This is a genomic window from Microbacterium sp. SORGH_AS_0428 (assembly GCF_031453615.1).
In the GTDB taxonomy this organism is placed as follows: Bacteria; Actinomycetota; Actinomycetes; order Actinomycetales; family Microbacteriaceae; genus Microbacterium.
The window spans coordinates 358,976-385,706 of sequence record NZ_JAVIZT010000001.1 but is presented as its reverse complement, the minus strand read 5'-3'; the positions used below and the strand labels follow the sequence as shown (position 1 = coordinate 385,706).

25 protein-coding genes are annotated in these 26,731 nt (G+C 68.6%); 15 read left to right on the top strand and 10 right to left on the bottom strand.

Annotated features, from left to right (window positions below):
• Window positions 1-33: 33 nt before the first annotated feature.
• The 4 genes from QE374_RS01935 to QE374_RS01920 form a co-directional block, all read right to left on the bottom strand.
• The gene (locus QE374_RS01935) at window positions 34-1,722 is read right to left on the bottom strand and encodes an ABC transporter ATP-binding protein (RefSeq protein WP_309731725.1); all 1,689 of its coding nucleotides are present in this window, start codon (window positions 1,720-1,722) and stop codon (window positions 34-36) included.
• On the bottom strand, window positions 1,719-2,702 hold the full coding sequence (locus tag QE374_RS01930; protein ID WP_309731723.1) for an ABC transporter permease: 984 nt from the start codon (window positions 2,700-2,702) through the stop codon (window positions 1,719-1,721). Before QE374_RS01930 ends, QE374_RS01935 begins: the two co-directional genes overlap by 4 nt.
• On the bottom strand, window positions 2,702-3,775 hold the full coding sequence (locus QE374_RS01925) for an ABC transporter permease (protein WP_309731721.1): 1,074 nt from the start codon (window positions 3,773-3,775) through the stop codon (window positions 2,702-2,704). The genes QE374_RS01930 and QE374_RS01925 overlap by 1 nt, the downstream gene beginning before the upstream one ends.
• 98 nt (window positions 3,776-3,873) lie before the next feature.
• The gene (locus QE374_RS01920; RefSeq protein ID WP_309731719.1) at window positions 3,874-5,505 is read right to left on the bottom strand and encodes an ABC transporter substrate-binding protein; all 1,632 of its coding nucleotides are present in this window, start codon (window positions 5,503-5,505) and stop codon (window positions 3,874-3,876) included.
• Window positions 5,506-5,761: 256 nt separating this feature from the next.
• Between QE374_RS01920 and QE374_RS01915 the strand changes: the two genes are divergently transcribed.
• Window positions 5,762-6,103 (top strand): hypothetical protein, encoded by a 342-nt coding sequence (locus QE374_RS01915; protein ID WP_309731717.1) that lies wholly within the window; start codon window positions 5,762-5,764, stop codon window positions 6,101-6,103.
• Window positions 6,104-6,105: 2 nt separating this feature from the next.
• Here the strand turns inward: QE374_RS01915 and QE374_RS01910 are convergent, their stop codons facing one another.
• Window positions 6,106-7,260: an SLC13 family permease gene (locus QE374_RS01910; protein ID WP_309731716.1), complete on the bottom strand. Its 1,155-nt coding sequence runs from the start codon at window positions 7,258-7,260 to the stop codon at window positions 6,106-6,108.
• Window positions 7,261-7,323: 63 nt separating this feature from the next.
• Here QE374_RS01910 and thrS point away from each other — a divergent pair, with 63 nt between their 5' ends.
• The 3 genes from thrS to QE374_RS01895 all read left to right on the top strand — a co-directional run bounded on the left by thrS (window position 7,324) and on the right by QE374_RS01895 (window position 10,538).
• Window positions 7,324-9,330 (top strand): threonine--tRNA ligase, encoded by a 2,007-nt coding sequence (gene thrS / locus QE374_RS01905; RefSeq protein ID WP_309731714.1) that lies wholly within the window; start codon window positions 7,324-7,326, stop codon window positions 9,328-9,330.
• Complete coding sequence (locus tag QE374_RS01900) at window positions 9,327-9,884, top strand: HIT domain-containing protein (protein ID WP_309731712.1); 558 nt, start codon at window positions 9,327-9,329, stop codon at window positions 9,882-9,884. Before thrS ends, QE374_RS01900 begins: the two co-directional genes overlap by 4 nt.
• Window positions 9,885-9,965: 81 nt before the next feature.
• Window positions 9,966-10,538: a hypothetical protein gene (locus QE374_RS01895; protein WP_309731711.1), complete on the top strand. Its 573-nt coding sequence runs from the start codon at window positions 9,966-9,968 to the stop codon at window positions 10,536-10,538.
• Between the two features lie 6 nt (window positions 10,539-10,544).
• On the opposite strand, the gene pdxY is transcribed toward QE374_RS01895, so the two are convergent.
• Both pdxY and QE374_RS01885 read right to left on the bottom strand, forming a co-directional pair.
• Window positions 10,545-11,396, bottom strand: coding sequence for a pyridoxal kinase PdxY (pdxY, locus tag QE374_RS01890; RefSeq protein WP_309731709.1), 852 nt, complete (start codon window positions 11,394-11,396; stop codon window positions 10,545-10,547).
• 7 nt (window positions 11,397-11,403) lie between these two features.
• A complete protein-coding gene (locus QE374_RS01885; protein ID WP_309731707.1) occupies window positions 11,404-12,750 on the bottom strand; it encodes an aminotransferase class I/II-fold pyridoxal phosphate-dependent enzyme in 1,347 nt (448 codons plus the stop codon).
• A gap of 85 nt (window positions 12,751-12,835) precedes the next feature.
• Here QE374_RS01885 and pdxS point away from each other — a divergent pair, with 85 nt between their 5' ends.
• The 10 genes from pdxS (at window position 12,836) to QE374_RS01835 (ending at window position 23,047) form a co-directional block, all read left to right on the top strand.
• The gene (pdxS, locus tag QE374_RS01880; protein ID WP_309731706.1) at window positions 12,836-13,726 is read left to right on the top strand and encodes a pyridoxal 5'-phosphate synthase lyase subunit PdxS; all 891 of its coding nucleotides are present in this window, start codon (window positions 12,836-12,838) and stop codon (window positions 13,724-13,726) included.
• Window positions 13,716-14,318, top strand: a complete 603-nt coding sequence (pdxT, locus tag QE374_RS01875) for a pyridoxal 5'-phosphate synthase glutaminase subunit PdxT (RefSeq protein WP_309731704.1) — start codon at window positions 13,716-13,718, stop codon at window positions 14,316-14,318. Before pdxS ends, pdxT begins: the two co-directional genes overlap by 11 nt.
• Before the next feature lie 41 nt (window positions 14,319-14,359).
• Window positions 14,360-15,118: a YebC/PmpR family DNA-binding transcriptional regulator gene (locus QE374_RS01870; RefSeq protein ID WP_234072908.1), complete on the top strand. Its 759-nt coding sequence runs from the start codon at window positions 14,360-14,362 to the stop codon at window positions 15,116-15,118.
• 61 nt (window positions 15,119-15,179) lie between these two features.
• Window positions 15,180-15,746 (top strand): crossover junction endodeoxyribonuclease RuvC, encoded by a 567-nt coding sequence (ruvC, locus tag QE374_RS01865; RefSeq protein WP_309731701.1) that lies wholly within the window; start codon window positions 15,180-15,182, stop codon window positions 15,744-15,746.
• Between the two features lie 46 nt (window positions 15,747-15,792).
• On the top strand, window positions 15,793-16,407 hold the full coding sequence (ruvA, locus tag QE374_RS01860; RefSeq protein WP_309731700.1) for a Holliday junction branch migration protein RuvA: 615 nt from the start codon (window positions 15,793-15,795) through the stop codon (window positions 16,405-16,407).
• Complete coding sequence (gene ruvB, locus QE374_RS01855; protein ID WP_309731698.1) at window positions 16,400-17,428, top strand: Holliday junction branch migration DNA helicase RuvB; 1,029 nt, start codon at window positions 16,400-16,402, stop codon at window positions 17,426-17,428. Before ruvA ends, ruvB begins: the two co-directional genes overlap by 8 nt.
• 80 nt (window positions 17,429-17,508) lie before the next feature.
• Window positions 17,509-17,964 carry a preprotein translocase subunit YajC gene (yajC, locus tag QE374_RS01850; protein WP_309731697.1) on the top strand — a complete coding sequence of 152 codons (456 nt, stop codon included), beginning with the start codon at window positions 17,509-17,511 and terminating at the stop codon, window positions 17,962-17,964.
• 38 nt (window positions 17,965-18,002) lie between these two features.
• Window positions 18,003-19,748 carry a protein translocase subunit SecD gene (secD, locus tag QE374_RS01845; RefSeq protein WP_309731695.1) on the top strand — a complete coding sequence of 582 codons (1,746 nt, stop codon included), beginning with the start codon at window positions 18,003-18,005 and terminating at the stop codon, window positions 19,746-19,748.
• The gene (gene secF / locus QE374_RS01840) at window positions 19,748-20,737 is read left to right on the top strand and encodes a protein translocase subunit SecF (RefSeq protein WP_309731692.1); all 990 of its coding nucleotides are present in this window, start codon (window positions 19,748-19,750) and stop codon (window positions 20,735-20,737) included. The genes secD and secF overlap by 1 nt, the downstream gene beginning before the upstream one ends.
• Window positions 20,738-20,791: 54 nt before the next feature.
• Complete coding sequence (locus QE374_RS01835; protein WP_309731689.1) at window positions 20,792-23,047, top strand: bifunctional (p)ppGpp synthetase/guanosine-3',5'-bis(diphosphate) 3'-pyrophosphohydrolase; 2,256 nt, start codon at window positions 20,792-20,794, stop codon at window positions 23,045-23,047.
• Here QE374_RS01835 and QE374_RS01830 read toward each other — a convergent pair.
• The 3 genes from QE374_RS01830 to QE374_RS01820 form a co-directional block, all read right to left on the bottom strand.
• The gene (locus QE374_RS01830) at window positions 23,034-23,576 is read right to left on the bottom strand and encodes a type IV toxin-antitoxin system AbiEi family antitoxin (protein ID WP_309731686.1); all 543 of its coding nucleotides are present in this window, start codon (window positions 23,574-23,576) and stop codon (window positions 23,034-23,036) included. The two genes, QE374_RS01835 and QE374_RS01830, sit on opposite strands and share 14 nt — an antisense overlap.
• A gap of 92 nt (window positions 23,577-23,668) precedes the next feature.
• The gene (locus QE374_RS01825) at window positions 23,669-24,946 is read right to left on the bottom strand and encodes a DUF349 domain-containing protein (RefSeq protein WP_309731685.1); all 1,278 of its coding nucleotides are present in this window, start codon (window positions 24,944-24,946) and stop codon (window positions 23,669-23,671) included.
• Between the two features lie 78 nt (window positions 24,947-25,024).
• Window positions 25,025-25,306: a dioxygenase gene (locus QE374_RS01820; RefSeq protein ID WP_309731683.1), complete on the bottom strand. Its 282-nt coding sequence runs from the start codon at window positions 25,304-25,306 to the stop codon at window positions 25,025-25,027.
• A gap of 93 nt (window positions 25,307-25,399) precedes the next feature.
• On the opposite strand from QE374_RS01820, the gene QE374_RS01815 reads away from it, so the two are divergent.
• On the top strand, window positions 25,400-26,716 hold the full coding sequence (locus tag QE374_RS01815; RefSeq protein WP_309731681.1) for a replication-associated recombination protein A: 1,317 nt from the start codon (window positions 25,400-25,402) through the stop codon (window positions 26,714-26,716).
• The last annotated feature ends 15 nt before the right edge of the window (window positions 26,717-26,731 follow it).

The following is a 26,731-nucleotide window of genomic DNA, read 5'->3' as shown; positions in this document are numbered from 1 at the left end:
CCTGCGGAGGCCAGAGCCCGCCGCACACGCCGTTCAGCGCTCGGCTTCGGGCGGCAAGGCCAACCAGGCGGCGCGACGTTGCGCCTGCGCCACCGGGTCCGGGACCGGCAAGGACGTCAGAAGACGCTCGGTGTACGGGTCCTGCGGATGCAGGAGCACCTGCGCGGTGGTTCCCTGCTCGCGTACTGCACCCTGGCGGAGCACGACGACCCGGTCGGCGACGGCGTCGATGACGGCCAGGTCGTGGCTGATGAACAGCGACGCGAAGCCGAGCTCCCGCTGGAGCGCGGCGAACAGCTCCAGCACCGTCGCTTGCACCGACACGTCGAGCGCGCTCGTCGGCTCGTCCGCGATCAGCAGCTTCGGGTCGAGGGCGAGGGCGCGGGCGAGCGACGCGCGCTGGCGCTGCCCTCCCGAGAGCTCGTGCGGAAAACGGTCGCCGTAGGCAGCAGGCAGACGCACCGCATCCAGCAGCTCGTCGACGCGCTTGCGCGCCTGAGCGGCGTTGCGCACCCGCTTGTGCACCACGAGCGGCTCGGCGATGCACTCGGCGATCGTCAGCAGGGGATTGAAGCTGGTCGCCGGGTCCTGGAAGACGAACCCCACCTGAGGGCGGAGAGCTGCCAGTGCACGCGGCTTCGCGTCGCGCATCTCGGTCCCGAGGACCTCCAACGAACCGTCGACGACGGAGGTGAGACCCACGATCGCACGGCTGATCGTGGTCTTGCCCGAACCGGACTCGCCGACGAGGCCGAGCACCTCGCCCGGGCCGATCCAGAAGTCGACGCCGTGAACCGCCACGACCCCCGTGCGGCCGAAGCGGCCCGGGTAGGCGATGTGCAGATTGCGAGCGACCACGAGGCTTCCCGCCGGCGGCTCGGCCGGTGCGGGTGTCGCCGGGTCCTGCATGGCGCTCTTTCCCGCTCCGACATGGGGCACAGCGGCGAGCAGCTCGCGCGTGTAGGGCTGTTGCGGTGCGGCGAACAGCTCGCGCACCGGGGCCTGCTCGACGATCTCGCCGCGATACATGACCACGACACGATCCGCGAGGTCGGCGACGACGCCCATGTTGTGCGTGATGAGCACGATCGTGGCGCCGAACTCGTCGCGACAGGCGCGCAGCAGCTCGAGGATCTCCGCCTGCACGGTCACATCCAGCGCTGTCGTCGGCTCGTCGGCGATGATCAGACCCGCGTTGAGCACGAGCGCCATCGCGATGACGACCCGCTGCTTCTGCCCCCCGGAGAACTGGTGGGGGTAGTCGTCGACGCGTTTCTCCGCGTCGGGGATCCCTACCTTGCGAAGGATCTCGACCGACCGGCGCCGCGCCTCCGCGCGCGTCACGCGTTCGTGGGCCCGGATGCCCTCGGCGATCTGCCACCCCACGGTGAACACCGGATTCAACGCCGTCGACGGCTCCTGGAACACCATCGCGGCATCGCGTCCGCGCATGGCGCGCAGCTCGGATGCGGACGCATGGACGATGTCGGTCTCGCCGCCGTCCCGAGCCTGGATCACGACGGCCCCGGACGTGGTCGCGGTCTCCGGAAGCAGACCGAGCAGGGTGTTGGCGGTCACGGTCTTGCCGGAGCCGGATTCGCCGACGACGGCGAGGACCTCGCCCGCGTGGGCGGCGAGCGAGATGCCGGCGACCGCGACGACGGGATCGCCGTCGGTCGCGAAGGTGACCTTCAGGTCGTCGACGCGTGCGATGTCGGTCATGCGGAGGCCTCCTTCGTGCGCGGGCGGGCCGCGCGGCGCCGGGTGCGCAGCCGCGGGTCGCTCAGATCGTTGAGGCTCTCGCCGACGAGCGTGATGCCGAGCACGACGAGGACGATGGCGATCCCCGGCGGGATGGCGGTCCACCAGATGCCGCTCGTGACGTCCGAGACCGCACGGTTGAGGTCGTAGCCCCACTCCGCGGCGGCCGTCGCCTCGATCCCGAATCCGAGGAAGCCGAGGCCCGCCAGCGTCAACAGCGCTTCGGAGGCGTTGAGGGTGACGACGACCGGCAGCGACCGGGTGGAGTTGCGCAGCACGTGTCGCAGGAGGATGCGCGAGGTGGGCACGCCGATGACCTGCGCGGACTCCACGAACGGCTCCGCCTTGACCCGCACGACCTCGCTGCGGACGACGCGGAAGTACTGCGGGACGAACACGACCGTGATCGCGATGGCCGAAGCGAGGATGCCGCCCCAGAGCGTCGACTGCCCTCGACTGATGACGATCGACATCACGATCGCCAGCAGCAGCGAGGGGAAGGCGTAGATGGCATCGGCGAGCACGACGAGGATGCGGTCGAGCCAGCCGCCGAAGTACCCGCCGAGCAGGCCGACGAGTACTCCGAGGAAGATCGAGAAGGCGATCGCGCACACGATGGCGAGCAGGGCTGTCTGCGCACCCCAGATCGTCCGCGACAGGACGTCGAACCCGCTGACCGTGGTTCCGAGGAGATTGACGGCGTTGGGTGCCTGGAGGGTGCCGAAGTCCTGGCCGTCGACCGAGCGCTGGGCGAAGCCGTAGGGTGCGATCCACGGGGCGAGGGCGGCGGTGAGGACGAACAGGGCCGTGAGGGCGAGTCCGGTCACGAGCATCCCGCGCTGCAGCCCCACGCTCCGGCGGAGCTGCGAGAGGACGGGCAGCCTGTCGGCCAGCGGACGGCGGCGGTCGGTGACGGCGGCCGGGGCGGGGACCGTGGACATCAGTACCTCACTCGGGGGTCGATGAGGGCGGCGACGACATCGACGATGAAGTTCGTGACCGCCACGACGACGGCGATCATCACGACGATGCCCTGCACGGCCACGAAGTCACGAGCTTTCAGGTACTCGGAGAGCATGAAGCCGATGCCCTTCCACTCGAACGTCGTCTCGGTGAGGACGGCGCCGGACAGCAGCACCGCGATCTGCAGACCGATGACGGTCACGATGGGGATGAGTGCCGGGCGGTAGGCATGCTTCGTGACGAGCCGGTACTCGCCGACGCCTCGGGCGCGCGCGCTCGTGACGTACTGCGAGCCGAGCGTGCCGATCACGTTGGTGCGCACGAGGCGCAGGAAGATGCCGGCCGTGAGGATGCCGAGGGCCAGCGCCGGCAGGACCGCGTGCCACAGGACGTCGCCCACCGCATCCGCTCTGCCGAGTCGGATGGCGTCGATGAGGTAGATGCCGGTCTGGCCGTCCAGACTCTGCAGGGCGAGCTCGGTACGGGTACCCGCGCGTCCTGATGCGGGAAGCACGCCGAGCGCGACGGAGAAGACGAGTTTGAGCACCATTCCGAGGAAGAAGATCGGTGTCGCGTAGCCGAGGATCGCGGCGATCCTCAGTGCCGCGTCCTGCCAGCGGTCGCGGCGGTAGGCAGCGAGCAGACCGAGCGGGATGCCGAGGGCGAAGGCGACGATCAGCGCGTACAGGGCGAGCTCGAGGGTCGCGGACCCGTACTGCAGGAGAATCGTGACCACCGGGCGTCCGTCGGTGATCGTGTTGCCGAAGTCGCCGCGGAACACACCGCCGATGTACTCCGCGTACTGGACGATCAGCGGGCGATCGTAACCGGCCTCGTGGATGCGTTCGGCGAGCTGGGCCGGGGGGAGCTTGCCGCCGAGGGCGGCCGTGATGGGGTCTCCGGTGACCCGCATCAGGAGGAAGACGACGGTGACGAGGATGAAGACGGTGGGGATGATCAGGACGAGCCTGATGAGGATGTAGCGCCAGAGCCCACCCCGCTGGGGAGCGACGGGCTTGACGACGGCGGCGGCGTCTACCGCTGTGACCATGCGGAAACCTTCGAACGGACGGAGTCCTCCCTCCGCGTCCGGGCGACGCCGCCGCGATGCGGCAGCGTCGCCCGGAGCGATGGAGGACCGGTGGCGTCTTACTTGTGGAGCGGGGCGTAGCGGAACTTGAACGAGCCGTCGAGCACGGCGCCGTCCACGTCCTTGCCGACCACCGCGACCTGCGTGCCCTGCAGCAGCGGCAGGGTCGAGAGGTCCTTGGCGACGAGCTCCTGGATCTTCTCGATGTCGGACTGGCGCGCAGCCGCATCCGTCTCGGAAGCCTGAGCCGTGATGAGCTCCTGCACCTCGCTGTTGTCGTAGTGGTTCACGAGGAAGTTGTCCGCGCTGAAGAACGGCGTGAGGTAGTTGTCGGCGTCGGAGTAGTCGGGGAACCAACCGAGCTGATACATGGGGTAGACGTCGGCGGTACGGTCCTTGGCGTACTGCACCCACTCGGTCTGTGCGAGGTTGACGGTGAACAGACCACCCTCTTCCAGCTGCGACTTGACCGCGGCGTACTCGTCACCCGAGGAGGGGCCGTAGTGGTCACCGTTGTACTGGAGGTTCAGCGTGACCGGGGTCGAGACGCCGGCCGCTTCGAGCGCAGCCTTCGCCTTGTCGAGATCGGGCGCACCCGCACCGTCGCCGTAGAGGTCCTTGAGCGGCTCGGTGGCGCCGGTCAGGCCCTGCGGCACGTAGGAGTACAACGGCGTGTAGGTGCCCTTGTAGACGTCCTCGCTCAGCGCCTGGCGGTCGATGAGATCGGCCATCGCCTGCCGCACGGCGAGCGACTTGGCCGGGTCCGCCTCGGGCGTCGCGGCACCGAAAGGCATCGTGTCGAAGTTGAACACGATGTAGCGGATCTCTCCGCCGGGGCCGTCCACGACCTTGACCGCGTCGTTCTTCGAGAGGTCGTCGACGTCGGTGGCGGAGAGGCTGCGGAAGGCGACGTCGATGTTGCCGCCGGCGACGTCGAGCTTCAGGTTGGAGGCGTCGGCGTAGTACTTGACAGTGACGCTGCTGTTCTCCGCGGCACCGAGCGCGCCCTTGTAGTCGGGGTTCGGCTTGTAGGAGATGAGCTCGTTGATCTTGTACGAGTCGATCACGTACTGGCCGCCGAAGGCGTTCCCGGCGACGATGTCATCGTCGCTGGTGAGGGAGTCGGCGGAGAACACCTCCTCGTCGACGATCGGACCTGCGGGGCTGGAGAGGATCTGCTCCCACGTCTGGTCGTTGCCGTTCTTCAGGGTGAAGACGACGGTGGTGTCGTCGGGCGCCTCGACGGATGCGAGATTGCCGAGCAGCGAGGAGGGGCCGTTCGGATCGGCGATCTTGAGCTGCCGATCGAAGCTGAACTTCACATCGGACGAGGTGAGCTTGTGCCCGTTCGCGAAGGTGAGTCCGTCCTTGAGCGTGACGGTGAACTCCGTCGGTGAGGTGAACTCGCCGGACTCGGCGATGTCGGGGGTCACATCAGCGGTGCCGTACTGGCTGTTGAAGAGGAACGGGTAGACCTGGTTCATCACCGCGAACGAGCCGTTGTCGTAGGAGCCCGCCGGGTCGATGAAGGTGATCTTGTCGGTGGTGCCGACGATGAGGTCGCCGCCCGCGCCGCCGCCGGTCGACTCGCCGCCGCCCCCGCCCGAGCACGCGGCCAGCATCACTGCCGTGCCGGCCAGAGCGGCGACCGCGATGCCGACACGGCCTCGCCTGATGTGAACAAGAGACATAGTGGTATCCCTGCTGTGAATGGTCGCTGGGCGCTCTTCGCCCAGCGCATGCAGGTCATTCTCACCTGCTCTTGGGCAAACACCCAGGAAGATGGCGATCTTTTAACGCACCCGAAACGCCTTCCTCTTTGCGTCGTCGGTCATCAGATCGCTCAGATCGCGGCCTCGCGATCATCGGTTCTGCGCGTACCTAGACCACCGCGGGGGTCGTCGCAACCGCCCCGCGCCGCCGGAGGCGGGAGCGCATGGTGGATGCATGAGACGCATCACCTACGCAGGCGAGAACGTTCTGACCACCGACGATGTGGCACGCCTGCTCGTCGAACTGACGGCGGAGCTCGCCAAGCGTGGTGAAGCGGCCGCGGTGCGCATCCCCATCGATCCGGAGGGCACCGCCGAGCTCGTGGTCGGCCTCGGCAACGATGTGCTCTCGGTGCCCGTCACACGGCACGGCGATGACCCGGACGTCGACAGCTCCGAGCTCGAGGCCCACCTCCAGCGGGTCCGCCCGATGCCCGAGCGCCATCTGCGCGCGGTCGAGAGCTCTGAGGCACCGGATGACGGATACGACCCCGACTTCGACATCACCGAGGCGTGAGGTCAGCGCAGCCACAGCAGCGGAAGTGCGGCGAGTCCCACGACCAGGGGAGCGGCGAGCGCGCCCCACAGGATGAAACGTCCCCACGACACCTCGATGCCCTCCGACTGCAGCCGCTCGTGCCACAACAGCGTCGCCAGTGATGCCCACGGCGTGATGAGCGGACCGGCGTTGACGCCGATGAGGAGGGCCGCGAGATGGACAGGGGACGCCGCGACAGCCGGTTCGAGAGCCAGGTAGGCGGGCAGGTTGTTGATCACGTTCGCCCCGACGGTTCCCGCCCCGGCGACCGCGAACACCGTCCAGGGCTGGTCCGAGGAGTTGAGGACACTCGACACGGGGTCGAGCAGACCCGCCGCATCCGCCGCGGAGGCCACCAGGAGCAGACCGCTCGCGAACACGAGCAGTTGCCACGGGATGAGTCGCAGCGAGAGCAGCCTGGGCGAGCGCCATGCGACGAACCCGACGAGCACGGTGGCCGCGGCCGTCGCCGGGATCCAGGGTTCGAGGCCGGAGACCAGCAACGGCAGCATGACCGCGACGATCACTCCGGCGGCGATCAGCAGCGACCTGTCGGCGACCTGCGGTGATCCGGCGGGGGAGAAGCGTCCGCGCAGCCGACGGCGATCCCGAAGCCACAGCAGGATCACGGTCACGATCACGGCGATCAGCGCGGACGGCCCGAGGAGGCCGATGAACGCTCCCGTGCCTCCCTCCAGATTGTGGGCGGCGAGCAGGTTCGTGAGGTTGGACACCGGCAGGAACAGTGACGCCGTGTTCGCCAGCCACACCGTCGCGAACGCGAACGGCAGCGGGGGAAGCCCGTTCGCTCGTGCGACGGCGACGACGACGGGCGTCAGCAGGACCGCGGTGGTGTCGAGCGAGAGGAAGGCGGTGGACACGAGCGCGAGCGCCACCACGAGCAGCCAGAGCACGATCGTGCGGCCGTGGGAGAGGCGGGCGAGGAAGGCACCGAGCACGTCGAACAGGCCGACACGGGTCGCGAGCTCGGCGACGACGGTGATCGCGGTGACGAAGCCGAGGACCGGGAGGATGCGTTCGGTCACCGCGACGGCCGCGTCCGGGGGGAGGACGCCGAAGAGGACCGCGGCGATGCCGACCAGCAACAGCGCGCCGCCGATGAGAGCCAGCTTCACGACACCATCTTGCCGCCTCGCAAGCTCGATAGGATCGATTGAGACCCACTTCAGGAGCGTCCTTTGACTGATCTGACCCCGGCAGCCGTCGCCTACCCCGCAGACGGATTCGCCCTCTTTCCCGACCGCTCCGTCATCGCGTTGCGCGTGAACGGCGAACTGAAGGACCTGGCGACGACGATCGCCGAGACCGACGTCGTCGAGCCGGTCACGATCTCGTCCGAGGATGGCCTGGCCATCCTCCGGCACTCCACCGCGCACGTGCTCGCACAGGCCGTGCAGCGGATCAAACCGCAGACGAACCTCGGCATCGGCCCGCCCGTCGCCGACGGCTTCTACTACGACTTCGGCACCGACACCCCTTTCACGCCGGAGGACGTCAAGGCCATCAAGAAGGAGATGGAGCGGATCGTCCGCGAGAACCAGCGTTTCGTGCGCCGAGTCGTCACCGACGACGAGGCGCGCGCGGAGCTCGCCGATGAGCCCTTCAAGCTCGAGCTGATCGGTCTGAAGGGCGGCAAGAAGGAAGCGGCCGAGGGGGCGTCGGTCGAGGTCGGCGCGGGCGAGCTCACGATCTACGACAACGTGAACCGGGATGGCGAGACGGTCTGGAAGGACCTCTGCCGCGGGCCCCACGTGCCGAGCACCCGTGTCATCGGCAACGGCTGGGATCTGCAGCGCATCGCCGGCGCGTACTGGCGCGGCAGCGAGAAGAACCCGCAGCTGCAGCGCATCTACGGCACCGCGTGGGCCACCAAGGACGACCTGCGCGCCTACCAGCACAGACTGGAGGAGGCGGCGAAGCGCGACCACCGCAAGCTCGGCAAGGAACTCGACCTGTTCTCGTTCCCCGACGAGATCGGCTCCGGTCTCAGTGTCTGGCACCCCAAGGGCGGCATCGTCCGCGGCGAGATGGAGCAGCATGCCCGCCGTCGGCACGTGGAAGGCGGCTACACCTACGTCTACACCCCGCACATCTCCAAGGAAGATCTGTTCATCACCTCCAACCACCTGGTGACATACCGGGAGGGCATGTTCCCGCCCATCACCATGGACGAGGAGCGCGACGCGGAGGGCAACGTCACGAAGGTCGGCCAGGAGTACTACCTCAAGCCGATGAACTGCCCGATGCACATCCTGATCTACAAGGAGCGCGGTCGCAGCTACCGCGACCTGCCGATGCGCCTCGCCGAGAACGGCACCGTCTACCGCAACGAGCTCTCGGGCGCCCTGCACGGCCTCACGCGCGTTCGGGGGTTCACCCAGGACGACTCGCACCTGTTCGTCACCCCCGATCAGCTCGAGACCGAGGCGACCCGCGTGCTGGAGTTCGTCATCTCGATGCTCCGCGACTTCGGTCTCGAGGACTTCGAACTCGAACTGTCGATGCGCGACGACGAGAAGTCGAAGTGGATCGGGTCGGACGAGTTCTGGGAGTACTCTACGAACGCGTTGCGCAATGTCGCCATGGCGAGTGGCCTGAAGCTCACCGAAGTGCCGGGCGAGGCCGCCTTCTACGGGCCGAAGATCGATCTCAAGACCCGCGACGCCATCGGCCGCACCTGGCAGCTGTCGACCGTTCAGGTGGACCCGAACCTTCCCGAGCGCTTCGGACTCGAGTACACGGGGCCCGACGGTGAGAAGCACCGCCCGATCATGATCCACCGTGCGCTGTTCGGCTCGATCGAGCGCTTCTTCGCCATCCTGCTCGAGCACTACGCGGGGGCCTTCCCCGTCTGGCTCTCGCCGGTGCAGGTCGTGGGCATCCCGGTCGCAGAGCAGTTCGCGGACTACCTGGACGGGATCGTCGAGCGCCTCAAGGTGTCGGGCGTCCGGGCGGAGGTCGATCACTCCGACGACCGGATGCAGAAGAAGATCCGCACGCACACCACGCAGAAGGTTCCGATCCAGCTGATCGCGGGGGAGCAGGACCGCAGCGCCGGCACCGTCTCCTTCCGCTTCCGTGACGGAACGCAGACCAACGGGATCCCGGTCGATGACGCGATCGCGATGATCCAGCGGGCGATCGCCGAGAAGACCCTCGTCAACACCGCGGAGGATCTCGCGTGAGGTCCGAGCCGGAGCAGACGGATGCGGCGCTGATCGCCGCATCCGATCTGCCCGGCGTGCCGGACGAGTTCCAGCGGCTGTGGACTCCGCACCGCATGGCCTACATCCAGGCAGGTCCCGAGCCGCACTCCGAGCAGTGCCCGTTCTGCGCGGCGCCCCACAAGAGCGACGAGGACGGACTCATCGTCCATCGCGGGGTGCGCGCGTACGTCCTGCTGAACCTGTTCCCTTACAACTCCGGCCACCTGCTGGTGTGTCCGTACCGACACATCCCCACCTACGATCAGGCGGATGCGGACGAGGTCGCGGAGATCGGTGCGCTCACCCAGACCGCGATGCGCGTGTTGCGCGAGACGTCCCGATGCGACGGGTTCAACATCGGCATGAACCAGGGCGCTGTCGCCGGCGCGGGGGTGGCGGGCCATCTCCACCAGCATGTCGTGCCGCGGTGGGCGACCGACGCGAACTTCTTCCCGATCATCGCGCGCACCAAGGCGCTGCCGCAGCTGCTCGGCGATGTGCGCCGCTCGCTCGCGGACGCATGGCCGCTCTGAGCGTTCTCCACAAGCCCCCGGCGCGAGCCATGGCCTGCCGATAGCGTGGCGGGCATCGTTCCACGAGTCCGGGGGTCTCTCATGCGCACACGTTCCGTCCGCTTCATCGCACCCATGCTGCTGCTTGCTCTGGTGCCTTTGGCGGGATGCCAGTTCACCCCGCTGCCCGCGTCCAGCGGGGCGGGCCAGGCGCTCGCTCCCTCGGGTGAACCCACGGAGACCACCGGCGAATCCGGGTCCGACGATCTGATCGACGGCGACATCTTCGCCGAGCGCGATGCCTTCTTCGAAGCCCAGCAGCAGATCCCCGGCGACTCGATGCTGACGCCGAAGACCCCGGAGCAGCAGGAGTTCATCTCACAGCAGCGGACCTACACCGAGTCGCAGGGCGGCACCTGGTCACCGGAGCTCGAGAGCATCACCCTCGCTCTCGCGTTGGACGCGTGCGAGACGTCGATCCTCAACGGTCACGACGTGGACGCCGATCTCTACGCCACGCACATCGCGACATCCCCGTTGATCTCCGCCCTTGCGAACGGCGACCCGACCACGGAGCGCAACGTCGTGAGCATCATGGTCTTCGGAACGGGGTTCCTGTGCCCCGCGGACGCTCCGCAGTGGGAGAGCGCTTTCCGTGCCGCTACGGGCGGCTGAGGCGCCTCACCGGACCTGACGCACGGCGAACTGCATCCGAGGGTTCGCGTACGCCTCCTGCGACTCGACGAGCTGAAGTTCGCGCTCGCCCGAGCGGTGTGTCGCCTCGAGCAGGTCGAACACGCTGGACGCGGTGCGAGCCAGCGCATCCGCGGCGTCGCCGCTGCCCGTGTAGTGCGCCGTGAACAGCGCGGCGGTCACGTCGCCGGAACCATTCGCCTTCATGGGAAGCAGGGGAGTCGTCACGATCCACGCGCCTCGAGGCGTGACGGCCATCATCTCGATCGTGCCCTCCTCGCGGTCGGGGCGTTCGACGCTCGTCACCAGCACCGTGCCCGGCCCCATCGCGCGGGCGGCATCCGCCGAGGCGAGGGTCTCCTCGATCGTGTGCGGATCGGTGCCGGTGAGAAAGCCCAGCTCGAACTGATTCGGCGTGATGATGTCCGCGACCGGAACGACTTTCTCGCGCAGAAGCTCGGGGATGGCGGGAGCGACGAAGCAGCCGGACTTCGCGTTGCCCATCACCGGGTCGCACGCGTAGACGGCGTTCGGGTTGGCCGCCTTCACGCGCGCCACCGCGTCGACGATCACGTCGGCGATGCCCTCGGAGCCCTGGTATCCGGAAAGAACCACGTCGATCTTCTCGAAGACGCCGCGTTCCTCGATGCCCGTGATGACCTCGCGCACGTCGTCCGGTGCGATGAGCGGTCCTCGCCAGGCGCCGTATCCGGTGTGGTTCGAGAAGTTCACGGTGTACACCGGCAGAACCTCGACGCCGATGCGCTGCAGGGGGAAGACCGCAGCGGAGTTGCCGACGTGGCCGAAGGCGACGGCGGACTGGATCGAAAGTACCTTCACAGCGGAGTCATCCCATCTTCGAGGTGGCGGCGACCGCATCCACGGCCGCGACGAGGTCGACGATGAGCCGATCGGCGTCATCGTCGGAGAGATCATGCACCGTCACACGCAGATACTGCGTGGCGCGCGCGTCCGCGAGCACGAACTCGTCGCCGGTGCGTGCCAGCCAGCCGCGGCGCATCAGCCGCTCGGCGACGGCGCGAGCGGAGACGCCCAGGGGCACCCACAGATTGAGCCCGTCGCCCGCCTCGACGGCGAGGCCGTGCTCGCGGGCCCGTCCGGCGAAGGCTCGGTTGCGGTCGGCGTAGTGACGTCCTGTCGCTCGGATCGCGTCTTGAACCGCGTCGTCGGCGAGGAGCGCGATGGCGAGACGCTGCAGCAGATGGCTGACCCAGGTGGTTCCCGGGCTGAGCCGTAGTGCAAGACGGTCCGCGGTCTCGGGGTCGGATGCCGCGACGGCGAGGCACATGTCGGGCCCGAGGAACTTCGAGACCGACCGTACGAGCGCCCACCGTCGGTGCTCGCGTCCGATGATCGAGTGGTAAGGCTGCGGCGACAGCAGAGAGAAGTGGTCGTCCTCGATGATGAGCACGTACGGGTGGTTCTCGAGCACAGCACGCAGCTCGGCGGCGCGGCGAGCACTCAGACTGGCACCGGTCGGGTTCTGTGCGCGCGGCGTGCAGACGATCGCGCGGACGCCCGCGGCGAGCGCCGCGCGAAGCCCGTCCATCGTCATCCCCTCGGCGTCCACGGGCACCGGAACGGCTCGATAGCCACCGAGACGCACGGTGTGGATGCTGGCCAGGAAGCAGGGGTCTTCGAGCGCGACGGCGTCGTCCCTCGTCAACGCCTGTGCGAGCAGGCGCTCCACGGCGTCGACCGCCCCGCTCGTGATCGTCAAGCGCACGTTCGACGGGGCGAGGTCGGTGCTCACCCAGTCGTGTGCCCAGGTTTCCAGATCGCGGTCGATGACAGGCTCGCCGTAGAGGACCGGCCGGCGGGCGACGCGTGTCAGCGCGGGAACGGCGTCGGGGATGCGGTCCGGGTCGGGGTTGCCGGTGCCCACGTCGCGGAGCACGGTGCCGGCGGCGAAGCCCTCCTGCGCGACGGGCGCGGCCTCGGCGACGAGCGTGCCACCGCGTCCGCGGGTGACGACGGTACCTGCCTGGGTGAGCAGCCGATAGGCCGCCGCGACCGTGTTGCGGTTGAGCTCCAGCGCCTCGGCAAGCGCCCGGACCGGAGGAAGTGACTGCCCGGGAGCGAGCTCGCCGCGCTCGACGAGTGCGCGGACGCTGTCGGCGATCTCCGCGGCGGAGGAACCACGGATCTCGGGACGCGTGTCAGACAGGGACATCGACGACAGCTTACGCCGTAGGACATGCTACTTTCTGGCCTAGGACAAAACGCCGCACGGGGTGGCGTGGACGAAGGAGCACCCGATGAACGATTCCCTCACCGGTTCCACGCGCGTCAAGCGCGGACTCGCCGAGATGCTCAAGGGCGGCGTGATCATGGACGTGGTCACCGCCGAGCAGGCCCGGATCGCGGAGGATGCGGGCGCCGTCGCCGTCATGGCCCTCGAGCGCGTCCCCGCCGACATCCGCGCGCAGGGCGGGGTGGCGCGGATGAGCGACCCGGATCTGATCGACGAGATCATCGCCGCGGTGTCGATCCCAGTCATGGCGAAGGCGCGGATCGGTCATGTCGTGGAGGCTCAGGTTCTGCAGGCGCTCGGTGTGGACTACGTCGACGAGTCCGAGGTGCTCTCGCCGGCGGACTACGCCAACCACATCGACAAGTGGGGCTTCACCGTTCCCTTCGTGTGCGGGGCGACGAACCTCGGCGAGGCTCTGCGGCGCATCACCGAGGGTGCGGCGATGATCCGCTCGAAGGGGGAGGCGGGCACGGGCGACGTGTCGGAGGCCACGAAGCACATCCGCACGATCCGCGGTGAGATCGCGGCTCTCGGTGCCAAGAGCTCCGACGAGCTCTACGTCGCGGCGAAGGAGCTCCAGGCGCCTTACGAGCTCGTGGCCGAGGTCGCCCGCACCGGCACGCTGCCGGTCGTCCTGTTCACCGCCGGCGGCGTCGCAACACCGGCGGATGCCGCGTTCATGATGCAGCTGGGAGCGGACGGCGTGTTCGTGGGCTCCGGGATCTTCAAGTCCGGCAACCCCGCCCAGCGTGCCGCGGCCATCGTGAAGGCGACCACGTTCTTCGACGATCCCGCCGTCATCGCCGACGCCTCACGCGGGCTCGGCGAGGCCATGGTCGGCATCAACGTGGCCGACCTCCCCGCTCCGCACCGCCTCGCCGACCGTGGGTGGTGACGCTCCGCGCGTCGGGGTGCTCGCGCTCCAGGGCGACGTGCGCGAGCATGTGCGCATCCTGCGCCTGCTCGGCGCGGCGGTGCAGCCGGTCCGCCGGCCGACGGAACTCGCCGAGGTCGACGGCCTCGTGATCCCGGGTGGCGAGTCGAGCGTGATCGACAAGCTCAGCATGGCGTTCGGGATGCGTGACCCGCTGCGCCGGGAGATCGCAGCGGGGCTGCCGGTCTACGGCACGTGCGCGGGTCTCATCCTCCTCGCCGACGAGATCCTCGACGGCCTCCCCGGGCAGCAGAGCTTCGGCGGTCTCGATGTGGCCGTGCGGCGCAACGCGTTCGGTTCCCAGCTCGACTCGTTCGAGAGCGACGTGCGGGTGGACGCCCTCGGCGGGCCTCCGGTCAGGGCCGTGTTCATCCGCGCGCCCGTGGTGGAGCGGATCGGTGCCGGCGTCGAGATCCTCGCTACCCTCGACGACGGGCGCGTGGTCGCGGTCGAGCAGGGCAACGTGCTGGGAACCTCGTTCCACCCCGAGGTCTCGGACGAGACGCGGTTCCACGAACGCCTCCTCGAGCGGGTCCGCGCGCGGCTGAACTAAGATCGACGCTGGACTTTCCAGCCGCTGAACACGGGAGACTCATGTCCGGTCACTCCAAATGGGCCACCACGAAGCACAAGAAGGCCGTCGTCGACGCGCGTCGTGCGAAGTCGTGGGCGAAGCTCATCAAGAACATCGAGGTCGCCGCGAAGCTGGGCGGCGCCGATCTGGCAGGCAACCCGACGCTCTTCGATGCGGTCCTCAAGGCCAAGAAGACCTCGGTGCCCAAGGACAACATCGATCGCGCCATCAAGCGCGGAGCCGGCATCGGCGGCGAGTCGGTCGAGTACTCCTCGATCATGTACGAGGGCTACGGACCCAACGGCGTCGCCCTCATGATCGAGTGTCTGACCGACAACAAGAACCGTGCGGCAGCAGAGGTGCGTACAGCACTGTCGCGCAACGGCGGCACTCTCGCCGACCCCGGGTCGGTCGCATACAACTTCACCCGGAAGGGCGTCATCGTCGTGTCCGAAGAGGGCACGAGCGAGGACGACGTCATGATGGCCGCGCTCGAGGCGGGCGCGGAGGAGATCGAGCCGCACGCGCAGGGCTTCGAGGTGATCACCGAGGCGTCCGACCTCGTGTCCGTGCGCACGGCCCTCACCGACGCAGGCATCGAGTACGAGTCGGCCGACGTCGAATTCGTGCCGAACCTCAAGGTGGAGGTCGACGCCGAGACGGCGCGAAAGGTGTTCCGCCTGATCGACGCGCTGGAAGACAGCGACGATGTGCAGAACGTCTTCAGCAACTTCGATCTGACGCCCGAGGTGCAGGCGGAGCTCGAAGCCGACGAGTGAGCGTCTCCCGTTACGGGCGCGTCGGGGCCCTGGCGCGTCCCGCGGCACGTAGCGTGGCGTGGTGGCCTCTTCTCTGCGCGTGCTCGGTGTCGACCCGGGCCTGACACGCTGCGGCGTGGGCGTGGTGGACGTCGCCCCCGACCGTCGCGCGGATCTCGTGCACGTCGGCGTCATCCGCACCTCGCCCGACCTGCCGATCGCCGAGCGGCTGCATCTCATCGCGCAGGGGCTTCGCGACGCGGTGCGGGAGCACCGCCCCGATGTCGTCGCGGTGGAGCGGGTCTTCGCCCAGCAGAACCGCAGCACCGTGATGGGGACGGCGCAAGCGAGCGGCATCGCTCTGCTCGTCGCTGCCGAGCACGGTCTGCGCACGGCGACCCATACGCCCAGTGAGGTCAAGGCGGCGATCACCGGTTACGGCTCGGCCGAGAAGCTCCAGGTGCAGACCATGGTGGCCAGGGTCCTTCGACTCGACGCCCTCCCTCAGCCTGCCGACGCCGCGGACGCGCTCGCGCTCGCGCTGTGCCACGCGTGGCGCGGGGGCAGTGCCGGTTCAGCGGCGGTCGCCCAGGCGGGACTCACGCCGGCGCAGCGGGCGTGGCGAGCGGCGGAGAAGGCGCGACGCTGAGCGTGTCGAATCGAACAAAGGTGCGAACAGCGATAGGCTCGCAGCCATGATCGCCTCGCTTCGCGGCTCCGTCGTGCACGCATCCTCCGATGGCCTCGTTCTCGAGGTCGCCGGTGTCGGCTACAGCGTGGCCGTGACCCCGGACGTCTCGCGCACGGTGCACCTGGGCGACGAGATCCTGTTGCACACGCACATGATCGTCCGCGAGGACGCCCTCTCGCTCGTGGGCTTTCGCACGCGAGAGGAGCTGGCGGTCTTCGCGGCGCTGATCGCCGTGTCCGGGGTCGGCCCGAAGTCGGCGCTCGGTGTGCTGGCTGAGCTCAGCATCGACCAGATCGCACAGGCGGTGGCCGACGAAGCGGACGGCCCGTTCCGCAAGGTGTCCGGCATCGGACCCAAGACGGCGAAGCTGATCGTGGTGCAACTCGCCGGCAAGCTTGCGCCGCCCACCGCTTCCGCCGCCGGCTCCTCGGCGGCGTCGACCGATCTCGTCGACCAGCTCGCGCAGGCGCTCGTCGGCCTGGGCTGGTCCGAGCGCGTCGCAGCCGAGACGGCCGCGGTCGTGGTCGCCGACGCGCCCGGGGAGCGGACGGTGGCGGCCCTCCTGCGCCGCGCGCTCGCGGCACTGGGTCCGGCTCGGGGGGAGACCGTGCGTGGATGAGCTGAGGGATGCGGGTGCCCCCGCTGACGAGAGCGAACTCGCCATCGAGGGGGCGCTGCGCCCCGACTCGCTCGCCGACTTCGTCGGACAGCAGAAGGTCCGCGGCCAGCTGCAGCTCCTGCTGGACGCGGCGCGCATCCAGCAGCGCCCGCCCGACCACATCCTGCTTTCCGGCCCTCCAGGACTGGGTAAGACGACGCTCGCGATGATCGTCGCGCATGAGAGCGGACGCGCGCTGCGCATGTCGAGCGGACCGGCGATCCAGCACGCCGGCGATCTGGCAGCGCTCCTGTCGTCGTTGACGCCCGGCGAGGTGCTGTTCATCGACGAGATCCACCGCATGGCGCGCTCGGCCGAGGAGATGCTCTATCTCGCCATGGAGGACTTCCGGATCGACATCATGGTCGGAAAGGGGGCCGGCGCCACGAGCATCCCGCTCGACCTCGCGCCGTTCACTCTGGTGGGCGCCACCACGAGGTCCGGGTTGCTGCCCAACCCGTTGCGTGACCGCTTCGGCTTCACCGCGCACCTGGAGTACTACGAGCCCGAGGAACTCGAACGGGTCATCGCCCGCTCGAGCTCGATGCTCGGCGTCGAACTGCCGACCATGGCGCGTTCCGAGATCGCTCGCCGCTCCCGCGGAACCCCGCGTATCGCGAACCGCCTGCTGCGACGCGTGCGCGACTACCTCATCGTCTACGCCGACGGCGGATCGGGCAGCCTCGCCAGCGTGGACGCGGCGCTCGAGCTGTACGACGTCGACCCGATCGGCCTCGACCGGCTCGACCGGGCCGTGTTGGATGCGCTCATCCGTCGCTTCCGCGGCGGCCCCGTCGGTCTGAACACCCTGTCCGTCGCGGTCGGCGAGGAGGCCGACACGATCGAGTCCGTCGTTGAGCCCTACCTGGTGCGGATCGGCTTCATGGGGCGCACACCACGGGGGCGCGTGGCGACTCCGGAGGCCTATGGGCACCTGGGCGTACCGCATCCGACCGGAGCGCTGCGGTTCGATGACCTATAATCGCTAAAGGCTTTCGCCGCAACTGACTCGACCAGCGCTGGACCCGGTTCGCGCTGCCCCGGAAAGGGCTCCTCCTCTTCATGGACTTCGCGACCTTCTTCGCCAACTACGGTCTGATCATCCTGCTGGTGATCCTCCTGATCTTCATGTTCTGGAGCTCGCGTCGCCGCATGCAGAAGGCGAAGGCCGAGCAGGAGCAGAAGGCCCGCCAGACGGTCCCGGGCGCGGAGGTGCTGCTGCAGGGCGGGCTGTACGGAACGATCGTCGAGTTCGACGCCGACAACCTCGACCAGCCGGCCCTCATCGAGATCGCCCCGGGCGTCGAGATCAAGGTGCACAGCCAGGCGATCCTCCGCGTCGTCGATCCCGTCGAGGGCGTCGTGACCGAGGACGAGTTCATCGAGGCCGAGGCGAGCGAGGCCGAGTACATCGGCGGTGTCGCCGACGGCGACATCACCTCGATCAGCGACGACCACAAGTACTCGTCGCACAGCGACGAGGTCGAGAACGACAAGAAGGACAAGCCCGAGGCCTGACACCTCCGTCCCTTCCTGCACGAGAAAGCTGATCGTCCGTGGCGACATCCACTCCCGTCCGTCACGCCTGGCGCGCCCTCATCGGGCTCCTCGCGGTGACCGCTGTGCTCTTCGGCGTGAACGCCCTGGGCGTCTACGTCTTCAAGACCTCCGCAGGTGCTCCCGCGAGCTCCTGGTCTCCTGAACTCGCCCTGGACCTTCAGGGCGGCACGCAGATCATCCTCGCGGCGCAGACCGCCGATGGCGCTGCTCCGAGCGGTGACCAGATGACGCAGGCCGTCACGATCATCCGCCAGCGCGTCGACGCCTCCGGCGTCGGCGAGGCGGACGTCACGACCGAGGGCGGACGCAACGTGGTCGTCCAGATCCCCGGCGAGGCCGACGAGGAGACGCGTCAGCGCATCCAGGACTCGGCGCAGCTGCAGCTGCGCCCCGTGCTCGTGGAGTCGGGCGAAGTCAGCGGCAGCTTCATCGGTCAGGACGGCACGGCCACGCCGTATCCCACGCCCGACCCCTCGCTGGAGGCCACGCCGACCGCGTCGCCGACGAACGGCAGCGATGTCAGCTGGATCACGCCGAAGCTGCAGGCGGAGTTCCAGGCGTATGACTGCGCCAATCCCACGAACGATCCCGCGAACGCTCCCGACGCCGATCCGCTGATCACCTGTTCGACGGACGGCACGGCGAAGTACATCCTCGGCCCGGTCGAGATCAAGGGCGACGACGTCGCCGACGCCAGTTCGGGGGTCGTGCAGACCAACGGGCAGTGGGCCGTCAACCTCGTCTTCAACGCAGCGGGCACCGAGAAGTTCACCGAGATCAGCCAGCGGCTGTACCCGCTGCAGCGTCCGCTGAACCAGTTCGCGTTCGTGCTCGACGGCACGGTGCTCTCCGCTCCGTCGATGAACGGCATCATCACCGACGGCAAGCCGCAGATCACGGGCTCCTTCACGCAGGAGAGCGCGAAGACGCTGGCGGACCAGCTCAAGTACGGCGCCCTGCCCTTGAGCTTCACGGTGCAGAGCTCGGACACGATCTCGGCGACCCTCGGTTCTCAGCAGCTGATGATCGGTCTGATCGCCGGCCTCATCGGCCTGGCCCTCGTCGCGGTCTACTCGTTGACCGTCTACCGCGCGCTCGGCACGGTGATCATGGCGTCGCTCGTGGTCATGGGCGTGCTGACCTACATCACGCTCTGCATCCTGGCCTGGCGCATGGGCTACCGGTTGTCGCTGGCAGGTGTCGCGGGTGTCATCGTATCGATCGGATTCACGGCCGATTCGTTCATCATCTACTTCGAGCGCATCCGCGACGAGCTACGCGACGGCAAGTCGATCACGGCCGCGGTCGAGGACGGTTGGAGCCGTGCCAAGCGCACGATCTACATCTCGAAGTCGATCAACGTGCTCGCCGCCGTCGTGCTCTACATCCTCGCCGACGCGACCGTGAAGGGCTTCGCGTTCACGCTGGGCCTGACGACCGTCATCGACGTGCTCATCTTCATCCTGTTCACCCACCCCGTGATGCAGCTGCTGGCCCGCACCCGATTCTTCGGCTCGGGGCACCCGCTGTCCGGCCTCGACCCGACAGCGCTCGGGGCGGTCTACCGCGGTCGCGCGCAGTTCCGGGCTCCCGTGGCCCAGACCGGTCGCGTCGCCCGCTCGCGCGGCGAGGCGGAGCGTCGTCAGACCATCGCCGAGCGCAAGCGCGCTGCGCAGCAGGGGGATGCCGGCTCCACATCCGCGGACGAAACCGTGTCCCAGTCGAAGGGCGGTCGCAGCTGATGCGCTCGATGTCCCAGGTCGGTAACGACCTCTACACCGGCAAGACCTCGTTCCCGTTCGTCGGACGTCGCCGGCTCTGGTTCCTGATCGGCGCCCTGCTCGTCATCGCGTCCGCGCTGGTACCTCTGTTCCGACCGATCGAGTTCTCGATCGAGTTCACCGGGGGCTCCCAGTTCACGATCAACGAGCTGTCCAACCCCGACCAGGCCATTGCCACCGACGCCGTGCAGTCGGTCGTGCCGAACGCCGAGACGCGAGTGACCACGGTCGGTTCGGACTCCGTTCGGGTGCAGACCGATCAGATGTCCAACGACGACACGCAGCGCGTGTCGGAGGCTCTCGCAGCGGCGTACAACGTCCCTGCCGCCGACGTCACGTCGTCGTTCATCGGACCGAGCTGGGGCGAGGGGGTGACGCGTCAGTCCCTGTGGGGCCTGGCGATCTTCCTCACGCTGACCTTCGTGATCCTGGCGCTGTACTTCCGGACCTGGAAGATGTCCGCCGCCGCCATCATCGGTGTCGTGGACGTTCTGATCGTCACGATCGGCATCTACGCAGTGTTCGGCTTCGCGATCTCTCCCGCCGCCGTCATCGGATTCCTCACGATCCTCGCGTACTCGCTCTACGACATCACGGTCGTCTTCGACAAGATCCGCGAGAACACGAGGGATGACGGGGAGATCTCCGCGCGCACGTTCGGTGAGTCGGTGAACCTCGCGGTCAACCAGACCCTCATCCGCTCGATCAACACGACCGTGGTCGCCATCCTGCCGACCGGTGCGATCCTGTTCATCGGCGCGTTCTGGCTCGGCGCGCAGACCCTCACGGACATCTCCCTGTCGATCTTCGTTGGCACCATCGTGGCCGCGTACTCGACGCTGTTCCTGGCGGCGCCGCTGTACAGCCTCTTCCGCGAGGGCGAGGCGAAGGTCAAAGCGAGCGACGCGCGGGTGCTCTCGGCGCGCGAGCGCGCGGTCGTCGAAGCCTGATCGGATCGCACGCGCGTAAAATGATCCGACCGGGCGAAGGGTGGTGATCGAGGCATGGCCGAGACGCTTCCCGCGGGCGCCCAGAGTTCCTCTCTACGCCGCCTGATCCCGCGCATCTTCTCGCGCGCCGCCCGCCGTGACGACGTCGACAAGCTCGTCCGCACGGTGCGCACCCACCATCCGAAGGGCGATCTCGCGATCGTCGAGCGCGCCTACGTGGTGGCGGCGCGGGCACACGAGGGACAGAAGCGGCAGAGCGGCGAGCCCTACATCACCCATCCGCTCGCCGTGGCACAGATCCTTGCGGATCTCGGCCTCGGGCCGAAGGCTGTCGCCGCCGCTCTGCTGCACGACACCGTCGAGGACACGGGGTATCGGCTCGACGAGCTGAGCGCCGAGTTCGGCGACGAGGTCGCGATGCTCGTCGACGGAGTCACGAAGCTCGACAAGGTCAAGTACGGCGAGAGCGCCCAGGCAGAGACCGTCCGCAAGATGATCGTGGCGATGTCCCGTGACATCCGCGTGCTCGTCATCAAGCTCGCGGACCGCTTGCACAATGCGCGCACGTGGGGCTTCGTGCCGCCCGAGAAGGCATCGAAGAAGGCGACCGAGACGCTCGAGATCTACGCGCCGCTGGCGCACCGGCTCGGCATCCAGGCCATCAAGTCCGAGCTCGAAGATCTCTCGTTCGCGGTGCTCCACCCCAAGCTCTACGTCGAGATCGACAGCCTCGTCAAGCAGCGCACGCCCCAGCGGGAGCAGTATCTGCAGAACGTCATCAACGCGGTCGAAGAAGACCTGCGCGAGCTGCGGATCCGCGGCCGGGTGGCGGGTCGCCCGAAGCAGCTCTACTCCGTGTACCAGAAGATGGTCGTGCGGGGTCGCGAGTTCGACGACATCTACGACCTGATCGGCATCCGCGTGATCGTGGCGACGGTCCGCGACTGCTACGCCGTCCTCGGCGCGCTCCACGCGCGGTGGACGCCGCTTCCTGGGCGCTTCAAGGACTACATCGCGACGCCCAAGTTCAACCTCTACCAGTCGCTGCACACGACCGTCATCGGCCCGAACGGACGCACGGTCGAGATCCAGATCCGTACGAACGAGATGCACCAGCAGGCGGAGTTCGGTGTTGCGGCGCACTGGAAGTACAAGGAGCGGATGTCGGGCGCGAAGACTGACGCCAAGGCCGTCGACGCCGACATGGCCTGGCTGGCTCACATCTCGGACTGGCAGGCCGAGACGGCGGATCCGGGCGAGTTCCTCGATTCCCTCAGGTTCGAGATCGGCGCGAAAGAGGTCTACGTCTTCACGCCCAAGGGGCGCGTGATCGGACTGCCTGCGGGCGCGACGCCGGTGGACTTCGCCTACGCGGTGCACACCGAGATCGGGCACCGCACGATGGGCTCGAAGGTCAACGGCCGGCTCGTGCCGCTCGAGTCCGAGCTCCACTCCGGCGACGTCGTCGAGGTCTTCACCTCGAAGAACCCGGATGCCGGCCCCAGCCAGGACTGGCTCGGGTTCGTCAAGAGCACGCGTGCGCGCAACAAGATCCGTGGCTGGTTCACCAAGGAGCGCCGTGAAGAGGCCATAGAGCAGGGCCGGGAGTCCATCGCCCGCGCGATGCGTCGCCAGAACCTGCCGCTGCAGCGGTTGATGAGTCAGGACTCGTTCACCCAGGTCGCTCAGCAGCTGCGCTACGAGGATGTGTCGGCTCTCTATGCGGCTGTCGGTGAGGGACACGTCTCCACCCAGTCGGTGATCGAGAAGGTGACCGCGCTCGTCGCTGCGGACAACGACACCTCCACCGGTCCCATCGACATCCCGCACATCGGTCGGGGCCGTGCGCCGCGCGACGGCGATTCCGGCGTGCTCGTGCGCGGTGCGCCCGACATCCTGGTCAAGCTGGCCAAGTGCTGCACGCCCGTTCCGGGCGATGAGATCGTCGGCTTCGTGACCCGCGGCAGCGGTGTCTCGGTGCACCGCGCCGACTGCACCAACGTCAAAGCGCTCGAGGCCGACCCCGAGCGCATGATCGACGTCGAGTGGGCGCCCACGACGAAGAGCGTGTTCCTCGTCCAGATCCAGGTCGAGGCGCTCGATCGCTCCGGGTTGCTCAGCGACGTGACGCGCGTGCTGAGCGAGCACCACGTCAACATCCTCTCCGCGACGGTCTCGACCTCGAACGATCGCCTGGCGCTCAGCCGTTTCGTGTTCGAGATGGGCGACACGGTTCACCTCGACCGCGTGCTGAACGCGGTGCGCCGCATCGACGCCGTCTACGACGTGTACCGCGTCACATCCTCCTGACGAGCTCCTCCAGCAGCGAGAGCGCAGCCAGGCGACGCGGCACGCGTCGTCTGGCGGACAACCACTCGATGGCCCCGGCGACCGCATGCGGCGCGCGCTCCGCGCACTGAGCCAGCAGGAGGTGGGCGGTCTCATCGGTACCCCGCGCCAGGTCGGCGAGGGTGCGAGCCTGAGTCGTCACGGGAACACCGCCGAGACGCAGCAGGTCGTCGTCGGGGATGCGCGGATCGCGGTAGACGAAGCGTCGGTCCACGGGCTCGTGCAGGCGATGCGCGCTGATGCGCTGCAGGTCGTGGCGCACGGGCGCCTCGTCGACCAAGCCGTGGACCCAGGCGGCGCTCCGGTGGGTCGCCGCCATTCGTTCGCCGACGAGTGGGCTCAGGGATGCGGCGCGCAGTGCCGCCGTCTCGATCGTGTCGGCGGGTACGAAGCCTTCGCCGAGTCCCACGAGATCGCCGTCGAGGCACGCTGCGGTGAGCTCGGCGCGGCTGAGCAGTTCGCTCGGGAAATAGAGGAAACGGGAACCCATCGCCTCAGTGTGCCGGGAGGGAAAGCGACGACGCGCGGGGCCCGTCCGATCTGTGGACAGGCCCCGCGCGTCGAGGTCGGATGGAGAAGCGGTCAGCCGCCGATAGCGCGCAGCCACGCCTTCCGGGCTTCGAGGGACTCGCGTACCGTCTTCGCCGCCTTGGCGTCCTTGCGGGCCTCGGCATCGGCGAGTTCGCTCTCGAGCTTCTCGATGGCATCCGTCAGCTGACGGGTCATATCGTTCGCGCGCGCGGTCGTCTCGGGCTCGTTGCGCTTCCACTCGGCGTCCTCGCGGCCGCGCACCTGCTGCTCGATCTTGCGGAGTTCGTCGTCGAGTGCGCGTTCGCGATCACGCGGGAAGATGCGGCCGATCTCGTCCCACTGGCGCTGGATCTCGGTGAGACGCTGACGGGCCGTGGACAGGTTCTTCTCGTCGACGATGGGCTTCGCCGTCTCGAGCAGGGCCTGCTTGGCGACGATCCGCTCCTTGGACTCCTCGGCCTCGGCGGCCTCCCGGCCCTGGCGGGCACCGTAGAGCGCATCGCCGGCAGCCTTGAAGCGGGCCCAGAGAGCGTCGTCGACGCGCTTGCCGGCACGCCCCGCGGCCTTCCAGTCGTCGAGGAGGTCGCGATAGGCGGGGATGCCGTCCTCGCCGCGCGGAGCGAGAGCCTCGGCGCGCTCCACCAGCCGCGTCTTGCGGTCCTTGGCGGCCTTGTGGACCTCATCGAGCTCGGCGTAGAACGCGCGGCGATGACGCTCGAGCGCACTGCGCGCGTCGCGGAAGCGCGTCCACAGCTGCTGCGATGCGGACTTCGGCAGGCGCGGGCCATTCTGCTGCTGGCTCTGCCACTGGTCGAAGAGCTCGGTCAGCTCCGCGGTGACCTGCTTCCACTGCAGTGACTTCGGGTCGCGCTGAGCGAGCGCCTCTGCGCGCTCGACGAGGACGGTGCGCTGCGCGAGCGCTTCGTCGACAGCGGCTTTCGCCGCCTCGGCCTCGTGAGCGGTCGCTTCGGCCAGCGAGGCGACCAGGGCATCGAGTCGAGCGCGCAGGGCCTCGAGATCGCCGACGGCTGCGGCGTCGGTGACCTTCTCGCGCAGCGAGTTCGCCGTGTGGCGCAGGTCGGATGCGGACGCACCGCCGCGGCGGTGACGCACCTCGAGGAGCGTCACCTCGCTCGCAAGGTCGGTGTACTTGCGTACGAAGTACGCCAGCGCCTCATCCGGGGTGCCGTCGGGGTACTGGCCGACGACGCGCCAGTTCTCGCCTTCGCGCACGGCGACGGTGCCATCGGCATCCACCCGACCCCAGGGCTCGTCAGCGGCCCCGGTGGTGTCGGGCTGGTCAGGGGTGTGGTCTGTCGCGGCAGTCACGGGGCACCTCGAGCGTCTCGCGTCGGCGGGGGAAATCGGATTCAGCCTAGTACGCCGGCCGGTCGGGCGCCGTGCAGGTCAGGACGTCGGCTCCGGCGTCGGCAGCGGGCTGGAGGTGGGAGCGGGGTCGGAGGGCGCCGGAGCGGGCGTCTCGGCGGCCGGGGAGACCGCGCCGGGGCCGACCGTGTAATACGCGATCTGTCCGCCGAGGATCGCGAGGACCAGCACACCGCCACCGAGCCCGGCGATGAGGTTGTCGCGCCGGCGCCGAGCGATCTGCGCGTCGTGGTGGGCGCGGCGCGCCTGGTACAGACGAGCGCGCTCGCGCTCTGCGCGCTGCTGCTTGCTTACCGATGCCACGGTTCCTCCTCGCCGGCCGGACCAGCCGATCTTATGCGGCGGTGACGGTGGGCATCAAAGCCGGGCGTCGTCGGCCGCCGTTAGCCTGGGGGAGTGACCTCCTCCGGCGCCCTCTTCCAGGGCCAGACGCCTCTCGCCGTGCGCATGCGACCGGCATCGCTGGGCGAGGTCGCGGGCCAGGGGCATCTGTTGAAGCCCGGTTCGCCGCTCGTCGCGCTGGCCGATCCCGAGCGGCAGACCGCGGGGGCGGTGTCCGTGATCCTGTGGGGCCCACCCGGCACCGGCAAGACCACCCTCGCCCAGGCGATCGCCCGTTCCTCCGGGCGTCGTTTCGTCGAGCTGTCTGCCATCACCGCCGGTGTGAAGGACGTTCGCGAGGTGATGCAGGAGGCGCTCAATCAGCGTGACCTGTACGGCCAGTCCACCATCCTGTTCCTGGACGAGATCCATCGCTTCACCAAGGCCCAGCAGGACGCGCTGCTGCCCGGCGTCGAGAACGGGTGGGTCGTGCTGATCGCAGCGACCACGGAGAATCCGTCGTTCTCGGTCATCTCGCCGCTCCTGTCTCGCTCACTCCTGCTGACGCTGCAGCCGCTGGGCGATGACGATCTGGGAGAGCTCGTCGACCGGGCCGTGAGCGATCCGCGGGGACTGGCCGGGCGGATCGCGCTCGACGTCGAGGCGAGGGAGGCGCTGGTCCGCCTGGCGTCCGGGGACGCGCGGCGGGCATTGACCGCGTTGGAGGCCGCGGCGGCCATGGCCGACGGCGACGAGGAACCGCGGATCACGGCCGCGCTGATCGCACAGGCGGTCGATCGGGCGCTTCTGCGCTACGACCGCCAGGGCGACGAGCACTACGACGTCATCAGTGCGTTCATCAAGTCGATCCGCGGGTCGGATGCGGACGCAGCGATCCACTACCTCGCGCGGATGATCGAGGCGGGGGAGGACCCTCGGTTCATCGCGCGGCGCCTGGTCATCTCCGCTGCCGAGGACATCGGGCTCGCCGATCCGCAGGCTCTGCCGATCGCGGTCGCCGCGGCGGATGCGGTGGCGTTCATCGGAATGCCCGAAGGGCGCATCCCTCTCGCCGAGGCGACGGTGTATCTGGCGACCACGGCGAAGTCGAATGCCGCCTACAACGCCATCAACGCCGCGATGGCCGATGTGAAGGCCGGCGGCTTCGGCCGGGTCCCCACGCACCTGCGCGACGGGCACTATCCGGGTGCCAAGCGTCTCGGGCACGGCAAGGGCTACGTCTATCCGCACGACCTCGACGTCGGTGTGGCGACTCAGCAGTACCTCCCGGACGAACTGCGCGGGCGGCGGTACTACCAGCCCACGCAACGCGGCCTCGAGCGCGACATCGCCGCGCGCGTCGAGAAGATCCGCCGGATCCTCGAGGGCTGAGTGTCCGGTGGCGGC